The following is a 16,129-nucleotide window of genomic DNA, read 5'->3' on the forward strand; positions in this document are numbered from 1 at the left end:
CTAGCGGATACCGATATAGATCAGCGCCACGTCGTCCGCGGGGTACACCTCAAAATCGGTGACAAACGCACGCGACTCCACACCCGGCTGCTCAAAGTAGTCCCAGACGTGCTGCCAAGCCGTGATGATCGCAGCCGGCATCGGCCCACGCGCCTCAAACACCAAATAACGCCCCGGCTCAATCACCAGGCTGTCAAACCCGGCAGCCGGTGCCTGGGTCGCCACGCCCGCAGTGACATCAAACAGCCCTTGCGCATCGGACTCATAGCCGCTGTAAACCCCGTACATCGGTGACTCCGGCTGCTTGCCGGGTATTTTCTGGTAAAGCTCTTCAGCGAAAAACCGTTGCCACATCGGGCCGATCTTCGCGCTCGAAGGCTGGGCTTCATCCGCATTACGCGTGCGAACTTTCAGCCCGGACACACGAACGGCCGCTACCTGTTGTTCCTTGATTGTTTGCACCGCGCTCTCCTTTTAAAACGTCAATTTACGCTTACTTAGCGTTCCGTTTACGAAGCTTTGCGTTTAGGACACTTGCAACCTTATACCGGTTACCGCACAGCGCCATACTGCACCTGCGACGTTTGTGCGCCTTGGTCCGATCATAAAACCACAGACTTGCCAGAAGTCCCATGGCACGCCGTCGATAGTCGCCAGGGTGTTGAGCATGCCCAGCACCGGGTCATCAGCCAGCACCATGCCATCAATTGATGGCGCCGCACGAAAACCCACTTTCGTCCAGTGAATAAAACAGACTGGCCGGGTGCCAATCGCCCTGCTAAAACAGCGCAAAGTCTTACTCACGCTGGAGACGCATCCCATGAGCAGCTGGCCAGACACTCGAATTCTTGACCTGCTGGGCATTGAAGTGCCCATCATCCAGGCCCCTATGGCCGGGGCAACGACCACCGCCATGGTCATCGCCACCAATGCGGCCGGCGGGCTGGGCTCAATGCCCGCCGCAGCGCTGACCATCGAGCAACTGCGTGAAGCCTTGGCCACGATCCGCCAGGCAAGCTCGCGGCCGATCAATGTGAATTTCTTCTGTCATCAACCGCCCGCCGCCGATGAAGCCGGTGACCGCCGCTGGAAGGACTTGCTGGAACCTTACTACCATGAACTCGGCGCCGATTTTGACGCGCCAACGCCCGCGTCCAACCGCGCACCCTTTAATGACGCTGCCTGCAAAGTGGTCGAAGAGTTCCGCCCCGAAGTGGTGAGCTTTCACTTTGGCCTGCCGGAAAAAGCCTTGCTCGACCGGGTCAAAGCCACGGGCGCCAAGGTACTGTCATCGGCCACCACCGTGGAAGAAGCCCTCTGGCTGGAACAGCATGGCTGCGACGCCATCATTGCAATGGGGTTTGAGGCTGGCGGGCATCGCGGGTTGTTTCTCAGCGACGACCTCAACACCCAGATCGGCCTGATGGCACTGCTGCCGCAGATTGTCGACGCGGTCAGCGTGCCGGTGATCGCCGCCGGTGGTATCGGTGATGCGCGCGGCATTGTCGCGGCATTCGCCCTGGGCGCTTCGGCCGTGCAAGTGGGTACCGCGTACCTCTTCACTCCCGAAGCCAACGTCAGCGCTTCCCATCACCATGCACTGCGCCACGCCCAAGCCAGCGAGACCGCACTGACCAACCTGTTCACCGGCCGCCCGGCGCGAGGCATCGTTAACCGCGTAATGCGCGAACTCGGCGCGATCAACCCGCAAGCGCCCGCCTTCCCCACTTCCGGCGGCGCCTTGATGCCGCTCAAAGCCAAGGATGAAGCGGGTTTCAGCAACCTGTGGTCAGGCCAGGCATTGCGCCTGGGCAAAGACATTTCCACGTATGACCTGACCCGCGAATTGGCCGAGCAGGCACGGGCCAAGCTCCAATAGAACTGACACCAGCGGCAACGTTGCACTGTACCGGCAATGGCTAACCGCTATATATTCCTATACATAGCGGTAACGCCTTCTACCTGTAACAAGCCGTACACCTCAAAGGAGCTGCTTCATGATGATCCGCGCCTCACGCCTGGCCCCCACGGCCATCGCCACCCTGATTGCGGCCTTTGCCTTTGGCGCGGCCCAAGCCGATGAAGTGCAGGTTGCCGTTGCCGCCAACTTCACCGCACCGATCCAGGCGATTGCTGCCGATTTCGAAAAAGACACCGGCCACAAACTGGTTGCAGCCTACGGCGCCACCGGCCAGTTCTATACGCAGATCAAAAACGGCGCGCCATTCGAAGTGTTCCTCAGCGCTGACGACACCACCCCGCAAAAACTCGAAACCGAAGGCGACACCGTCAAAGGTTCGCGCTTCACCTACGCGGTCGGCACCCTGGCGCTGTGGTCGGCCAAGGAAGGTTATGTCGATGCCAAAGGTGAGGTGCTCAAGAAGAACGAATTCAAGCACCTGTCCATCGCCAACCCTAAAGCCGCGCCCTACGGCCTGGCCGCCACCCAAGTGCTGGCTAAAGAAGGCTTGACCGACAAGGTCAAGGGCAAGCTCGTTGAAGGCCAGAACATCACCCAAGCCTTCCAGTTCGTGTCCACCGGCAACGCAGAACTGGGCTTCGTCGCCCTGTCGCAAATCTACAAGGACGGCAAAGTCACCAGCGGTTCGGCGTGGATCGTTCCCGCGTCCATGCACGACCCGATCAAGCAAGACGCTGTCATTCTCACCAAAGGCAAAGACAGCGCCGCGGCCAAAGCGCTGGTCGAGTACCTCAAAGGCCCCAAAGCCGCCGCGGTGATCAAGTCTTACGGTTACGAGTTGGCCAACTAAATGCCGCTGTCGAGTGCCGATTTTTCCGCGATCTGGCTGACCATTAAACTGGCATCACTGACCACCGTGATCCTGCTGATCATCGGCACTCCGATTGCCCTGTGGCTGTCGCGCACCCGCTCCTGGTGGCGCGGCCCCATCGGTGCCATCGTCGCCCTGCCGTTGGTGTTGCCACCCACGGTCATTGGGTTTTACCTGCTGTTGACCATGGGGCCCAATGGCTACTTCGGCCAGTTCACCCAATGGCTGGGCCTGGGCACCCTGACTTTCAGCTTCACCGGGCTGGTGATTGGCTCGGTGATCTATTCCATGCCGTTTGTGGTGCAGCCGTTGCAAAACGCCTTTTCCGCCGTCGGTACTCGCCCACTGGAAGTAGCCGCCACCTTGCGCGCCAATCCCTGGGACACGTTTTTCACCGTGATCCTGCCCCTGGCCCGCCCGGGTTTTATCACCGCGTCGATACTCGGCTTCGCCCACACCGTCGGTGAGTTTGGCGTGGTGCTGATGATCGGCGGCAATATTCCCGACAAAACCCGCGTGGTGTCGGTGCAGATCTATGACCACGTCGAGGCCATGGAATATGCTCAGGCCCATTGGTTGGCCGGCTCCATGGTGGTGTTCGCCTTCCTCGTATTGCTGGCGCTCTATTCCAACCGTAAAACCAAAATGGGCTGGAGCTGATCGATGATTGATGTACGCCTGCACCTCACCTATTCCGGCTTCGCCCTGAATGTGGACTTGCATTTGCCCGGCCGTGGCGTGACCGCCTTGTACGGGCATTCTGGCTCCGGCAAGACCACTTGCCTGCGCTGTATCGCGGGGCTTGAGCGCGCCGCAGACGGCTTTGTGCAGGTCAATGATGACGTCTGGCAAGACAGCCGCAACGGCGTATTTGTGCCGCCGCATAAGCGCGCCTTGGGGTATGTGTTTCAGGAAGCGAGCCTGTTTCCACATCTATCAGTGCGGGCCAATCTTGAGTTCGGCCTCAAGCGTATTGCGCCTCAGCAACGTCGGGTGGACATGGCCCAGGCCACCGAACTGCTCGGCATCGGCCACCTGCTCGACCGGCACCCGCAGCACCTGTCCGGCGGCGAGCGCCAACGCATCGGCATCGCCCGCGCGCTGCTCACCAGCCCGCAATTGCTGTTGATGGATGAACCGCTGGCAGCCCTGGACAGCCAACGCAAAAGCGAAATTTTGCCGTACCTCGAACGCCTGCACGACGAACTGGATATTCCGGTGCTGTACGTCAGCCATGCCCAGGATGAAGTGGCGCGGCTGGCCGATCACATTGTATTGCTCAGCGACGGCAAGGCCCTGGCCAGCGGCCCCATCAGTGAAACCCTGGCACGGCTCGACTTACCCATCGCCTTGGGCGACGACGCCGGCGTGGTCATCAATGGCACGGTCAGTGCCTACGATGAGCACTATCAGTTGCTCACCCTGCAATTGCCCGACAGCCCATTGCAGGTACGCGTGGCGCACGCGCCGTTGGCAGTGGGCAAGCCACTGCGCATCAAGGTACAGGCCCGAGATGTCAGCCTCAGCTTGTATGGGCAAGAACCCAGCAGCATCCTTAACCGTCTGCCGGTGACGGTGACCCAGGAGATTTCTGCGGATAACAACGCCCATGTGCTGGTGCGCCTGGATGCTGGCGGCACGCCGCTGCTGGCGCGCATCACGCGGTTCTCCCGTGATCAATTGCAACTGCAGCCCGGTCTGAGGCTGTGGGCGCAAATCAAGGCGGTAGCCGTGCTCGCATAACTATTTGGCACCCGCGCAAAACCCTGCGGTCAATCAGACATACCGGCCTGATTACCGCCAAGGAATTTGCACCATGCCCGACTCCGCACTGCTTGCCGACCTGCCCCGCGACCTGCATTACGTTGACGACACCCAACCGGGTATCCGCCGCAAGAAGCTGCGCGGCAAGTTCCAGTATGTCGATGCCAACGGAGTGCGTATCATCGATGCTGACGAAATCAAACGCCTGAACGCACTGGCCGTGCCGCCCGCCTACACCGATGTGTGGATCTGCGCCGACCCGCGTGGCCATCTGCAAGCCACGGGGCGTGACGCCCGCGGCCGCAAGCAATACCGTTACCACTCGCGCTGGCGTGAAGTGCGTGACAGCGACAAGTATTCGCGCCTGCAAGCGTTCGGGAATGCTTTGCCAACACTGCGCGCGAAATTGGAAGCCCAAATCGCCGAACCCGGTTTCACCCGCGAGAAAGTATTGGCCACTGTGGTGATGCTGCTGGATGCCACGCTCATCCGCGTCGGCAATACCCAGTACGCGCGGGACAACAAATCCTACGGGCTGACCACCTTGCGCACCCGCCATGTGGACATCAAGGGCAGCGAAATCCAGTTTCAGTTTCGCGGCAAGAGTGGCGTGGAGCATCAGGTCAGCGTCAAGGACCGGCGCCTGGCCACGGTGGTCAAGCGCTGCCTCGAACTGCCTGGGCAAAATCTGTTTCAGTACCTGGATGAAGACGGCGAGCGGCATACCGTCAGCTCCCACGACGTCAACGCCTACCTGCACAGCCTGACGGGCGCCGATTTCACCGCCAAGGATTACCGCACCTGGGCCGGCACCGCTCTTGCCTTGGCCGTGTTGCGCGAGCTGCAATGGCAGCCGGAATCCGATGCCAAGCGGCACGTGGTGGCAACCGTCAAAGACGTCGCCAAGCAGCTCGGCAATACTCCGGCGGTGTGCCGCAAGTGCTATATCCACCCGGCCGTTCTGGAGCATTTCAGCCTGGGCGAACTGTCCAAGCTGCCCAAGCCACGGGTGCGCAAGGGCTTGAAAGCCGAAGAAGTCGCACTGGCGATGTTCCTCGAGCAATTGGCCGCCGACTTGCCGAAGAGCGCCAAGGTGAGTTAGCCTCTGCAGCCCTTCTGACGCCCGGGATGACCGCCGACGTGAACAACTAAGCCTTCCAAAATGTATCTGCAACGAGCCGCCTGGCGCGCTTGTTGGCCTGTTCGACATTTTTTTGGAGGTGCCTATGACTGACGTCAACCGGCTGCCCGTACTCGTTTCCTTGCAACACGTGTCTTTCCAGTTCGCCAATGGCGAAACCTTGCTGGAAGGTCTCAACCTGTCGATTGATCACACACCCACCGGGATTGTCGGGCGTAATGGCCGTGGCAAAAGCATTCTCGCGAAGATGCTGGCCGGGTTGCTTGCGCCCTCGTCCGGCACGCTGAAGCGTTCGGCCAGCGTCGCATACGTCGCCCAAGCAGTGGCGGTTCAACCGGGCGCAACCATCGCCGATGTCACCGGCACCGCCGAGGTGTTGGCTGCACTTGCACGCATGGCTCGCGGCGAAGCACACGTGGACGACCTGGCGCTGATCGACGATCGCTGGGACCTGGCCGAACGCCTGCGCACCGCATTGGGCGCCGCAGGCTTGGCACACCTCAATGCGCACACACCGGCCGAGCAGCTCAGCGGCGGCCAATTGGCCAGGGTCACGGTGCTCGGTGCGGTGCTGGCCGAGCCACAGTTGCTGATTCTCGATGAGCCCACCAACCACCTCGACAGCGACGGCCGTGATTGGCTGTTGCATGTGCTGGCGGGCTGGCACGGCGGCCTGGTGGTGGTCAGCCATGACCGGCAATTGCTCAACGCCATGGGCCGCATCCTCGAACTGTCGCCCCTCGGGGCGCGCGCGTATGGCGGCAATTACCAGGCCTACCGCCTGCAACGCGACACCGAGCAGCACGCTGCCGTTGCAGCCCTTGAACACGCGCGCCTGGAGCGCAGCCGCGAGCGCAAGCGCCTGCAAAAAGACCACGACAGCTTGCAACGCAATGCCGCCCGCTCACGCAAGCATGCCGAAACCGCCAACGTCGACCGGTTCACTAAAGCCCGCTGGAAAGATGCCGCCACCGAAATCGTCAGCACTGTGCGCAGTGCACACCGCGAGTACAAAAACGAGCTGGATGTGCAGGTGCGCCAGGCCTACGAACGCGTCGTCGACGAAACGCCCACCCTGCTCGCCTTGCCCGGCTCGGCAGTGCCCAACGGTCGACACGTCCTGGCCTTGGAGCATGCGCAACTGCCGTGGCTGGATCCGCAGTCGCCTGCAACTTACCTCACACTCAACCTGACGGGCCCGGTGCGCGTTGCCGTGCACGGGCCGAACGGCTGCGGCAAATCCACCTTGCTCAAGCTGCTTGCCGGTCTATGGAAGGCCGTCAGCGGGGAATGCGCCGTGCAAGTGCCCAGCGCTTATATTGATCAACACCTGGCGCTATTGGAGAACGATCGCAGCATCGTCGAACAGCTCAACCTGCTCGACACACCGTTGGCCGAAGGCGAACTGCGCACGCGCCTGGCCTTGCTGCAACTGGATGCGTTGCGGGTGACTCAACCCACTGGCCAGTTGAGTGGCGGCGAGCGTTTAAAGGCCGCAATGGCAATTGCCTTGTGGCGCAAAGTCCCGGCACAACTGCTATTGCTGGACGAGCCTACCAACCACTTGGACCTGGAATCGGTGCTGGCCTTTGAACAGGCGTTGCAGGGTTTTACCGGGGCGATGGTGGTGGTGTCCCATGACGAGGCGTTCGTGCAAGCGATCAGGCCGACGCACGTTTTAACCTGGCAAAGTCGGGGTTGGTGGCTGAAGTGTGTCTGAGGTCATTGCGCACACACTCAAAGCGCCCTACGGTAGTGGCCGAATAATCTCACCGAGGAGCCCGGCACAATGCTGCCTGCATCGCGCAAACCTTACGTCAATGCCGCACTGGCCCATCGGCAACGCTGGCGCGGCCGGGTCGGTTTGATGTTGGTGGCCAGTCTTTCCGTACTGGCCGGCATGACCGATGCCATCGGTTTTATGGCCAGTGGCGATTTTGTCTCGTTCATGAGCGGCAATACCACGCGGCTGGCGGTAGCGATTGGCGCCGGGGACCTGGGCCTTACGGGGCGGTTGTTGTTGCTGATCGCGATGTTCGTGGTCGGCAACGCGTTGGGTGTGGTAGTCAGCCGCGTCGCCAAGCGGCATGCGCTGCCCTTGCTGTTGTGCATTGCGGCCTTGTTGTGTGGCGCAGCCTTGTGGCCGTTTGCCGATACATTGCCGGCGTTGCTCGCGGCGATTATTGCCATGGGCATGCTGAATGCGGCGGTGGAAGAGGTCAACGGTTTGCCGGTGGGCCTGACCTATGTAACCGGGGCGCTGTCACGCTTTGGTCGCGGGCTGGGCCGCTGGATACTCGGAGAGCGGCGCAATGGTTGGCGCGTGCAACTGATTCCGTGGGCGGGAATGTTTGTCGGCGCGGTGATTGGCGCGCTGCTGGAACATCAACTCGGCCTCAAGGCGCTGCTGGTCAGTGGCGCATTGGCGGCGTTGCTGGGGGTAGTGTCGCTGAAGATTCCCCGGCGCTGGCACTTGGGTTACATGCCGCGATAAGGAAGAAAAGAGGCCCGCCCGACGTTTCGGCCTCGACGTCCGTGTACTGGTAAAGAGCTACCACGTCGAGCGAGCGAAAAGAATAATAAGCGAATGTCCGGCGGCTGTCCCGCCGGGCATTTCCGAAAAATACCTAGGCGACAGCCTACAGACAGGTTGCGAGTGCGGCCAGGCGACGTTTTGTCGGCATCGAGTCTTGGCCCGCAAAGTAATTCACGGTAGAACCGGCACCCGCGCTGCGCACGTCGACGAAATAGTCGCCACCGGTGGTGTACACCGTGTAACCGCCGGCTTCCATCGGCTCCTTGAAGCCGCCGGCGTCAACGCCAAATACCGCCTCGTCCTGCCAACCGAACTGGATGCATTGGGCAACCACCAGAGGGGCCTTCTGCGATGCCAGGGTTTTGTAAGGCGTGCCGGTGCGCGCTTCTTTCATTTTCGAACCTGCACAACCGGACAGTGCTGCCACCACCAATACGCCAATTACCAGCTTTCGCATGCCATCGCCTCCTTGGAAAAACCGCGACTCTATCATTAGCAGGCGACACCCGAGGACTATTACGTCACCCTGTCGCCTACTTACGACCTCGCTGTCACCTGGAAAACCGATGACCCCCAACGCCGAACGCTACAACCCTTCCACCGACTACGCCGACAAGCTGATCAGCCGCATCGGCCAGACGCCCACGTGGATCGCCAAGCGCATCGGCGTCACTGACAAGCGCATCCGCTACATCCTCGATGGCGAGCGCACCGTGAAGGGCGAAAGCACGCCCATCCAGATGACCTACACCGAGCAGTTCGCGCTGGAATGCCTGGCGGCTGAGGCCAAAGCCAAGAAGAAGGCGTCATCTGCTGCCGAATGAATTTAGTTTCACTGTGAAGGGTAGTTGTGCTGGCTATAGTTGGCAGGCTCATTTTTAAGAAGTCTCCCTTCTGCCCGCCCTCCCGCGGGCTTTTTTTTGCCTGGGGGTTGGGGGCTGCTGAGTACATATCCGTTATTTGGGGGATGGTTGAGATGGGTTCCGCCCTTACGGCGGCTCACTTTTGAACAGCGCAAAAGTAAGCAAAACGCTCTTGCCCCACCACTCGGTGCCTCGCCTAGGCTCGGCATGCCAGAACGAAGGCTTGAATCCGTGGGCCGCCGCCATGGGCCATCCTTGGCCCATCGCGGCTAACCCGGCGTCCTGCCGGGTTACCCACGGATTCAAGCCTGCGTTCGGCCATCGTGGTTAACGGGGCGCCTCAGATCAAGATCAAGATCAAAAGCAAGAGCACGGCGGCCTAGTAGCCGACCTGAGTGGTAGAAGCAAAAGCAGGGCAGAAGCAGAGCACCATCCTATCTAGCTGATGTAATGAGATCCCAATGTGGGGGCGGGCTTGCTCGCGAAGGCGGTGTGTCAGTCAGCTCATGTGTAACTGACCCACCGCCTTCGCGAGCAAGCCCGCTCCCACAATTTTGACCGAGTTTGGCTGCCAGCACCGCAGTGCTCTGCTTTTCTGTGGGAGCTGGCTTGCCTGCGATGGCATCAACTCGGTGTACTTGATGGACCGAGGTGCCTGCATCGCAGGCAAGCCAGCTCCCACATTTGATTGAGTTTCATCTTCCAGGATCAGGTCGGCTGTCAGGCCGCCTCGGCTTGCTTTTGATCTAACCACTCAGGTCGGCTACTAGGCCGCCGTGCTCTTGCTTTTGATCTTGCTTTTGATCTTGATCTTAGGCGCCCCGTTAACCACGCTGGCCGAACGCAGGCTTTGGAGCGGGGGTAAACCGGCAGGACGCCGGTTTAGCCGCGATGGGCCAAGGATGGCCCATGGCGGCGGCCCCCGCTCCAAAGCCGGAGTGAGGGCACACCGAGCCTAAGCGAGGTGCCGAGTGGTGGGGCAAGAGCCCTTTTGGTTACTTTTGGCTGGGCCGGCATTCCGGGCTCTTTTCCAAAAGTGACCCGCTGTAAGAGCGGAACCCTACGAAGCCGTTACCGCAGCAACGGATATACACCCAAAACCCAACACCGCCGCCCCCTCAAACCCACCAACGAAACAAATAAAACAACCCCATACTCAGCAGCACAGTCACCAACACACTGCGCGTCCAGAACATCAACGCCACCGCACAAACACCCGCTAACAAATAAGGATTGGCCAGACTCAAATTCAATTTATGGTCCGCGAGAAAAATAATCGGCCCACAGATCGCCGTCAGCATCCCCGGCACCGCAAACCCAAGAAACTCCCGAGCCCCGCGATTAAGCCGCACCGGCAACCGCGGCTCAATAAACACGTAGCGGTTAAAAAACACCACCAGCCCCATGCCCACAATCATCAGGTAAATCATCGCTGCCCTACCCCAAGCCGCTTACAGGCGAACCCCGCGCTCATCCCCAGCACCCCCGAGACCACCACCGCCGACTCCCAGTGCAAGTAACTCAACCACACCGAGCACAACAGCGAAACCGCCACGCACACCACCGTGGGCACATCCCGCACCACCGGCGTGATCAACGCGATAAATGTCGCCGCAATCGAAAACTCCAACCCCAACTGATCAAGGCCGGGAATGCTCTTGCCAAGCACAATGCCCGCCAAGGTAAACAGGTTCCAAATGATATAAAACGTCAGGCCAACACCCAGTGCATACCAGCGATTGAAAGTCTCACGGTCATAGTGGTTGACCAGCGCAAAAAACTCATCGGTCAACAAAAAACCCAAGCTCATACGCCAGCGCGTATTGAGCGACGACAGCGTGGGGCGCATATGCATGCCGTAGAGCAAATGCTGGGAAGTCAGCAGCAACGTGGTCAGCACAATCGAAATCAGGCTGGCGCCACTCTTAACCATACCGATGGCCACCAACTGCGCGGCACCGGCGAAGACGATGGCGGACAATCCCTGGGCTTGCAGCGGGGTAAATTGCGCATCAATGGCCATGGAACCGGCGAGCAGCCCCCAGGGCGCACAGGCCAGGGACAAGGGGATGACGGCGATGGCGCCGCGACCGAAGGCGTAATGAGGTAAGGCTGTAGGCATGGAGACGGCTCATCGACAGACAGTCGACAAGCATGCCAGCGTCATGCGGGGCTTGTCTTGAACGATCGTGCTCAGGCGAGCTTGACCGACACCTGCTCCACCGAGTCACGCGCCTCGCGCAGCTCATGAGCATCCTGGTTGAGCCGGTGGATGGTATTGAGCAGGCGTTGGCGCAGCACTTCATCGCCGAGTTTTTCGACGGCGCGCATCAAATCAAACGCAGCGGTTTCGTTGTTGTCCGCGACGGAATCGAGGGTCTTGCGCAGGTTGCGAGTGGCACGGGTCACGCGGGTTCTTCCTTCATCAGCAATGGGCAGGCACTTTAGGACATTCGTGTTTCATTTTAATTTCAGTCACTTGTGGTTGATTTAGCGGCATTTGATCCACGTCAAACGAAATCAGGATTTGACCTACATATATGTTTATCCATATATTCGGATAGCCATATATACGAAGACCTCAAAATGCCGGACCTCCTCTCCCCACCCACCCTGTTCAAATACCTGGCGGATGCTACCCGCGCGCGGTTGACGTTATTGATCCTCCGCGAGGGCGAACTTTGCGTGTGCGAACTGATCCATGCTCTGGACGACAGTCAACCGAAAATCTCCCGCCACCTGGCGCATCTGCGCAGTAGCGGGCTTTTGCTGGACCGCCGTCAGGGCCAATGGGTCTATTACCGCATCAATCCGGCACTGCCCGCCTGGGTCACACAGGTGCTGGACACCACCTTGCAAGCCAACCAGCCATGGTTGCAAAACGACGCGCTGCGTCTTGATGCAATGGGCGACAGACCACAACGGGCCAGCACCTGCTGCTGAGCCATCGGAGCGTTTATTCATGCTTGTCGCGATTGCGATTTTTATCTTCACCATCGTGTTGGTCATCTGGCAGCCCAAAGGCTTGGGCGTTGGCTGGAGCGCAACCCTGGGCGCGATCCTGGCCCTGGCCTGTGGCGTGATCAGCGTGGCGGACATCCCGGTGGTGTGGCACATCATCTGGAACGCCACCGGCACCTTTGTCGCGCTGATTATCATCAGCCTGTTGCTCGATGAAGCCGGGTTCTTTGCCTGGACCGCGCTGCACGTGGCGCGCTGGGGCCGTGGGCGTGGCCGGCGCTTGTTTGCGTACATGGTGCTGCTCGGGGCGCTGGTTTCAGCGCTGTTTGCCAACGACGGCGCCGCGTTGATCCTCACGCCCATCGTGATGTCGATGCTGCTGGCGTTGCGCTTTTCCCCGGCGGCGACCCTGGCCTTCGTGATGGGCGCCGGGTTTATCGCGGACACGGCGAGCTTGCCGTTAGTGGTGTCAAACCTGGTGAACATCGTCTCGGCAGATTATTTCAAGATCGGCTTCAACGAATATGCCGCCGTGATGGTGCCGGTCAACTTCGTCAGCGTCGCAGCAACCCTGGCGGTGTTGCTGTGGTTTTTCCGCCGCGATATTCCGCAGACCTACGACCCCGCCGACCTGGAAGAGCCGTCCAGCGCCATTCACGACCGTGCGACCTTTCGCGCCGGTTGGTGGGTGCTCGGTATCTTGCTGGTCGGCTGTTTCGCCTTGGAACCGCTGGGCATTCCCATCAGTGCTATTTCGGCCGCGTGCGCCGTATTACTGCTGGTGATCGCCGCCAAGGGCCACACGATCTCAACGCGCAAAGTACTGAAAGAAGCCCCTTGGCAAATCGTGATCTTTTCCTTGGGCATGTACCTGGTGGTTTACGGCCTGCGTAACGCCGGCCTGACCACCTACCTCGCCACCTGGCTCGACACCTTCGCCACCTATGGCGTGTGGGGCGCAGCCATGGGCACCGGCGTGCTGACGGCGCTGCTGTCGTCGGCGATGAACAACCTGCCGACCGTGCTGATCGGCGCGCTGTCCATCGAGTCCAGCCATGCCGTGGGTGTGGTCAAGGACGCGATGATCTACGCCAATGTCATCGGCAGCGACCTGGGCCCGAAAATCACCCCTATCGGCAGCCTGGCCACCTTGTTGTGGCTGCATATCCTGGCGCGCAAAGGCATCACCATCACCTGGGGTTACTACTTCAAAGTCGGGATTGTGCTGACCTTGCCGGTGTTGTTGATCACCCTGGCTGCCCTCGCCTTGCGTCTGAGCCTCTAAAGGAGCTAACGCCATGAAAGTCCTGTTCATGTGTACCGCCAACAGCTGCCGCAGCATCTTGTCCGAAGCGCTGTTCAACCACCTGGCGCCGCCAGGCTTCGAGGCGATCAGCTCCGGCAGCTTCCCCAAGGGCCAGGTGCTACCGCGCAGCTTGAGTACGTTACAGGCGGCGGGTATCAACACCGACGGCTTATACAGCAAGGGCAATGATGCGTTTGAAGACAGCCCGCCGGACGTGGTCATCACCGTTTGCGACAAGGCTGCCGGCGAGGCATGCCCGGTGTATTTCGGGCCGGCGCTGAAGGCGCATTGGGGGTTGGCAGACCCGTCGGAGGTTAAACGTGACGAGGCCAGTATCGAGGCGGCATTCCAGCTCACCCTGAGCACTATCGCCACCCGCTGCCAAGCATTCTTCGCACTGCCTTTTGCACAGCTCTCCCCCACGCAATTGAAGGCTGAGCTGGACCGCATCGCGCTGCTGTAGTCGTTCCGTCAGGCCGACAACCCCCGTATGCTGGCCGCAGTCCGATTCCACGAGCCTTCCCGATGAGCACCCTTCAACACGCCTGGCTGGGCAACTACGAAGTCAGTAGCACCCACTGCACCGGCCTGACCTTTGCCCGCCACAGCCATGATGAATGCGTGATCGGCGTGAACCTGATCGGTGAAGAAAAGGTCTGGCTCGACCGCCGCGAGTTCGAGGCCGGGCCCGGCAGCATAACCTTGTACAACCCCGGGCAGATTCAGGGCGGCGGTGCGGCGCACGGCGCGCCTTGGCACTTTGTCAGCCTGTACGCCACGGCGGAGCAGTTAGCGGCTGACCTTGGGCTCTCCCACGTGGAGTTTGATCACGCGTGTTGCTTTCAGCCTGACTTGGCGCAGCGCCTGGCGGCGGCAATCAAAGGTGCCTTGAGCGCCGATGCATGGCTACGCGAACGCAATGAAGAAGCCTTGGTGCTGCTGCTGGGTGAGGTGGTCGGCGTCAGCGGTGTGCGCCTGGCAGGCAGCCCGAAAACCAGCAAAAGCCTGATCAGCCGCGCCCAGGAATTACTCGCCTCGCAGCTACACCAGTCGCCACCGCTGGACCAACTGGGTGATGAACTGGGCCTGTCCAAATTCCACCTGTTGCGCGCCTTCCAGAAAGAAACCGGGCTAAGCCCCAGGCAATGGGCCATGCAACTGCGCACCTGTCGCGCCAAGGGGCTTTTGCGCAGCGGTGTCTCGGCCAGCGACGTCGCGCATGAGCTGGGCTTTGCCGACCAGAGCCACCTCAACCGGCACTTCCGCGCCGCCTATGGCATCACCCCTGGCCGCTATCAACGCGTATTGAAACGCTGAAAGCGCAATCTGGTTCAAGACGCCTACTCCACACGCCCGCACACTGCCCGCTTCTCTTGAAGGAACGCGGGCATGTTGACGATCTTTTTTTACGCGCTGGTATTCGGATTTGTGTTTTGCCTCTCGCCCGGCGCAGTGCTGGCCGAGACGTTGCGCCGAGGCTTGCTCCAGGGCTTTACCCCGGCCTTGCTGGTGCAGATCGGCTCGCTGGTGGGCGACGCCGTGTGGGCGGTGATCGGCCTCACCGGCATTGCCCTGCTGATTGCGCATGATGCCGTGCGCGTACCACTGACCATCGTGTGCGCGCTGTACCTGGCCTGGCTGGGCGTGCGCAGCCTGATCGACGCCTGGCACTTGCCCGTAGCGGACACCGCGCCGGCCCGCTGCGGGCAAAACGCGCTGGCGGTGGGCGCGGCCATTTCCCTGGCCAACCCGAAGAACATTGTTTATTGGGGCGCACTGGGCAGCGCGTTGTCGGGCATCGTCGGCGCCACGCCCAGCCATGCGCAAACGTTGATGTTTTTTGCAGGCTTTATGCTGGCGTCGGTGCTGTCATGTTTTCTGATTGCCGCACTGGTCAACCTGCTACGCAAGAACGCCTCACCGCTGTGGCAGCGCATCAGTTATGGCGTGTGTGGTCTGGTATTGATGTATCTGGCTGTTCTGGCAGCACAGGGTGTATGAAGTTATATATCCAGTAACTTTCCGAGCGGCTTATCTGAATGAACTCTGAACACGGGTTAATTTAATTAATCATGCGTTGACATTTTGTAACCATCTGAGTAGATTGCCCCTGCCCACAACTGGGGCCTTTTTTAAACCTCACAAAAGAAGCCAATGGACACAGTATCTAGTCGCTGTCCGAGCACCGCTAATGCGGGCATCGGGCGCCAAACCCAGAATATGACAGGACTCGCCTTCCAGGTCCGGTAAGCTGCGCTAGAGCTTGATGCTCCACCGTAACTGCCTCACCGGTCGCCCGTCCGGTCCCGAGGTGTGTTATGACCTTCCAACTCTTAGTTTTGCCTGATGTACGTACGCTAGCCGCAGCCCTGCGCGCCAAGCTGTGCCGCGAGCCCGTAGGTTTTTCGCCTACTCGTTCCGCCTTTGCTGCACCTTCCCCCCAAGTGCGTCCGGCTCCCCCGCTGGCGCACTGGCGTATCTGCCCTGCCAGCGGCCAACTGCTGCAGCACTGGGACCACGCCGACCCTCAAGACCCGCAGAGACCTAAGGTTTCCACACTGGCTCAAGCGAGCCTGTTGCTCGGTTTTTACCTGAGCACTCGCGCCGCTTAAACCGGCTGGAAACAGCAACTTTCTGATTAATAGTCTGGAGTTCTTTATGAACAAGTCCAGTAGTAGCCCGCTGCGCGTTAGTTAACTAACGTGCGTCCGGCGGGCGCTGTAGAAGTTATGTGAACACCTTATTTAAACCGATCGCGAAGTCCGC

At 60.2% G+C, this 16,129-nt stretch carries 19 protein-coding genes and 1 pseudogene; 14 read left to right on the forward strand and 6 right to left on the reverse strand.

The window, feature by feature from the left end; all coding sequences use genetic code 11:
* Both K0P33_RS16550 and K0P33_RS16555 read right to left on the reverse strand, forming a co-directional pair.
* Entirely contained in the window at positions 1-462 is a 462-nt protein-coding gene (locus K0P33_RS16550) for a GyrI-like domain-containing protein (RefSeq protein WP_242149612.1), read from the reverse strand.
* A 31-nt stretch (positions 463-493) separates the two neighbouring features.
* Positions 494-616: pseudogene (locus tag K0P33_RS16555) on the reverse strand (CGNR zinc finger domain-containing protein); the annotation flags it as partial.
* A gap of 204 nt (positions 617-820) precedes the next feature.
* Here K0P33_RS16555 and K0P33_RS16560 point away from each other — a divergent pair.
* The 7 genes from K0P33_RS16560 to K0P33_RS16590 all read left to right on the forward strand — a co-directional run bounded on the left by K0P33_RS16560 (position 821) and on the right by K0P33_RS16590 (position 8,191).
* A complete protein-coding gene (locus tag K0P33_RS16560) occupies positions 821-1,879 on the forward strand; it encodes a nitronate monooxygenase (RefSeq protein ID WP_094952215.1) in 1,059 nt (352 codons plus the stop codon).
* 118 nt (positions 1,880-1,997) lie between these two features.
* Entirely contained in the window at positions 1,998-2,771 is a 774-nt protein-coding gene (gene modA, locus K0P33_RS16565) for a molybdate ABC transporter substrate-binding protein (protein WP_094952216.1), read from the forward strand.
* Positions 2,772-3,452: a molybdate ABC transporter permease subunit gene (gene modB / locus K0P33_RS16570; protein ID WP_094952217.1), complete on the forward strand. Its 681-nt coding sequence runs from the start codon at positions 2,772-2,774 to the stop codon at positions 3,450-3,452. It begins immediately after the preceding gene.
* A gap of 3 nt (positions 3,453-3,455) precedes the next feature.
* A complete protein-coding gene (gene modC, locus K0P33_RS16575; RefSeq protein WP_094952218.1) occupies positions 3,456-4,535 on the forward strand; it encodes a molybdenum ABC transporter ATP-binding protein in 1,080 nt (359 codons plus the stop codon).
* 73 nt (positions 4,536-4,608) lie between these two features.
* A complete protein-coding gene (locus tag K0P33_RS16580; protein WP_094952219.1) occupies positions 4,609-5,658 on the forward strand; it encodes a DNA topoisomerase IB in 1,050 nt (349 codons plus the stop codon).
* Between the two features lie 124 nt (positions 5,659-5,782).
* Complete coding sequence (locus K0P33_RS16585; protein ID WP_242149614.1) at positions 5,783-7,417, forward strand: ATP-binding cassette domain-containing protein; 1,635 nt, start codon at positions 5,783-5,785, stop codon at positions 7,415-7,417.
* 69 nt (positions 7,418-7,486) lie between these two features.
* On the forward strand, positions 7,487-8,191 hold the full coding sequence (locus K0P33_RS16590; RefSeq protein WP_094952222.1) for a YoaK family protein: 705 nt from the start codon (positions 7,487-7,489) through the stop codon (positions 8,189-8,191).
* A gap of 145 nt (positions 8,192-8,336) precedes the next feature.
* On the opposite strand, the gene K0P33_RS16595 is transcribed toward K0P33_RS16590, so the two are convergent.
* Positions 8,337-8,690, reverse strand: a complete 354-nt coding sequence (locus tag K0P33_RS16595) for a hypothetical protein (protein ID WP_094952223.1) — start codon at positions 8,688-8,690, stop codon at positions 8,337-8,339.
* 109 nt (positions 8,691-8,799) lie between these two features.
* Between K0P33_RS16595 and K0P33_RS16600 the strand changes: the two genes are divergently transcribed.
* Positions 8,800-9,057: a hypothetical protein gene (locus K0P33_RS16600; RefSeq protein WP_094952224.1), complete on the forward strand. Its 258-nt coding sequence runs from the start codon at positions 8,800-8,802 to the stop codon at positions 9,055-9,057.
* 1,157 nt (positions 9,058-10,214) lie between these two features.
* Here the strand turns inward: K0P33_RS16600 and K0P33_RS16605 are convergent.
* The 3 genes from K0P33_RS16605 to K0P33_RS16615 form a co-directional block, all read right to left on the reverse strand.
* Positions 10,215-10,526, reverse strand: a complete 312-nt coding sequence (locus tag K0P33_RS16605) for an AzlD domain-containing protein (RefSeq protein WP_094953649.1) — start codon at positions 10,524-10,526, stop codon at positions 10,215-10,217.
* A complete protein-coding gene (locus K0P33_RS16610; protein WP_094953648.1) occupies positions 10,523-11,218 on the reverse strand; it encodes an AzlC family ABC transporter permease in 696 nt (231 codons plus the stop codon). Before K0P33_RS16610 ends, K0P33_RS16605 begins: the two co-directional genes overlap by 4 nt.
* A gap of 71 nt (positions 11,219-11,289) precedes the next feature.
* Positions 11,290-11,505 carry a hypothetical protein gene (locus tag K0P33_RS16615; protein ID WP_017138831.1) on the reverse strand — a complete coding sequence of 72 codons (216 nt, stop codon included), beginning with the start codon at positions 11,503-11,505 and terminating at the stop codon, positions 11,290-11,292.
* Positions 11,506-11,682: 177 nt separating this feature from the next.
* Between K0P33_RS16615 and K0P33_RS16620 the strand changes: the two genes are divergently transcribed.
* The 6 genes from K0P33_RS16620 (at position 11,683) to K0P33_RS16645 (ending at position 15,975) form a co-directional block, all read left to right on the forward strand.
* On the forward strand, positions 11,683-12,039 hold the full coding sequence (locus K0P33_RS16620; protein WP_094953647.1) for a metalloregulator ArsR/SmtB family transcription factor: 357 nt from the start codon (positions 11,683-11,685) through the stop codon (positions 12,037-12,039).
* 19 nt (positions 12,040-12,058) lie between these two features.
* The gene (locus K0P33_RS16625; protein WP_094953646.1) at positions 12,059-13,342 is read left to right on the forward strand and encodes an arsenic transporter; all 1,284 of its coding nucleotides are present in this window, start codon (positions 12,059-12,061) and stop codon (positions 13,340-13,342) included.
* Between the two features lie 13 nt (positions 13,343-13,355).
* Positions 13,356-13,826: an arsenate reductase ArsC gene (locus K0P33_RS16630; RefSeq protein ID WP_094953645.1), complete on the forward strand. Its 471-nt coding sequence runs from the start codon at positions 13,356-13,358 to the stop codon at positions 13,824-13,826.
* Between the two features lie 62 nt (positions 13,827-13,888).
* Positions 13,889-14,680, forward strand: a complete 792-nt coding sequence (locus K0P33_RS16635) for an AraC family transcriptional regulator (RefSeq protein WP_242149617.1) — start codon at positions 13,889-13,891, stop codon at positions 14,678-14,680.
* 72 nt (positions 14,681-14,752) lie between these two features.
* A complete protein-coding gene (locus tag K0P33_RS16640; RefSeq protein ID WP_094953643.1) occupies positions 14,753-15,364 on the forward strand; it encodes a LysE family transporter in 612 nt (203 codons plus the stop codon).
* A gap of 317 nt (positions 15,365-15,681) precedes the next feature.
* Positions 15,682-15,975 (forward strand): hypothetical protein, encoded by a 294-nt coding sequence (locus tag K0P33_RS16645; protein ID WP_094953642.1) that lies wholly within the window; start codon positions 15,682-15,684, stop codon positions 15,973-15,975.
* The last annotated feature ends 154 nt before the right edge of the window (positions 15,976-16,129 follow it).

Origin of the sequence: Pseudomonas sp. ArH3a (assembly GCF_022648765.1) — a bacterium.
Classification (GTDB): Bacteria; Pseudomonadota; Gammaproteobacteria; order Pseudomonadales; family Pseudomonadaceae; genus Aquipseudomonas.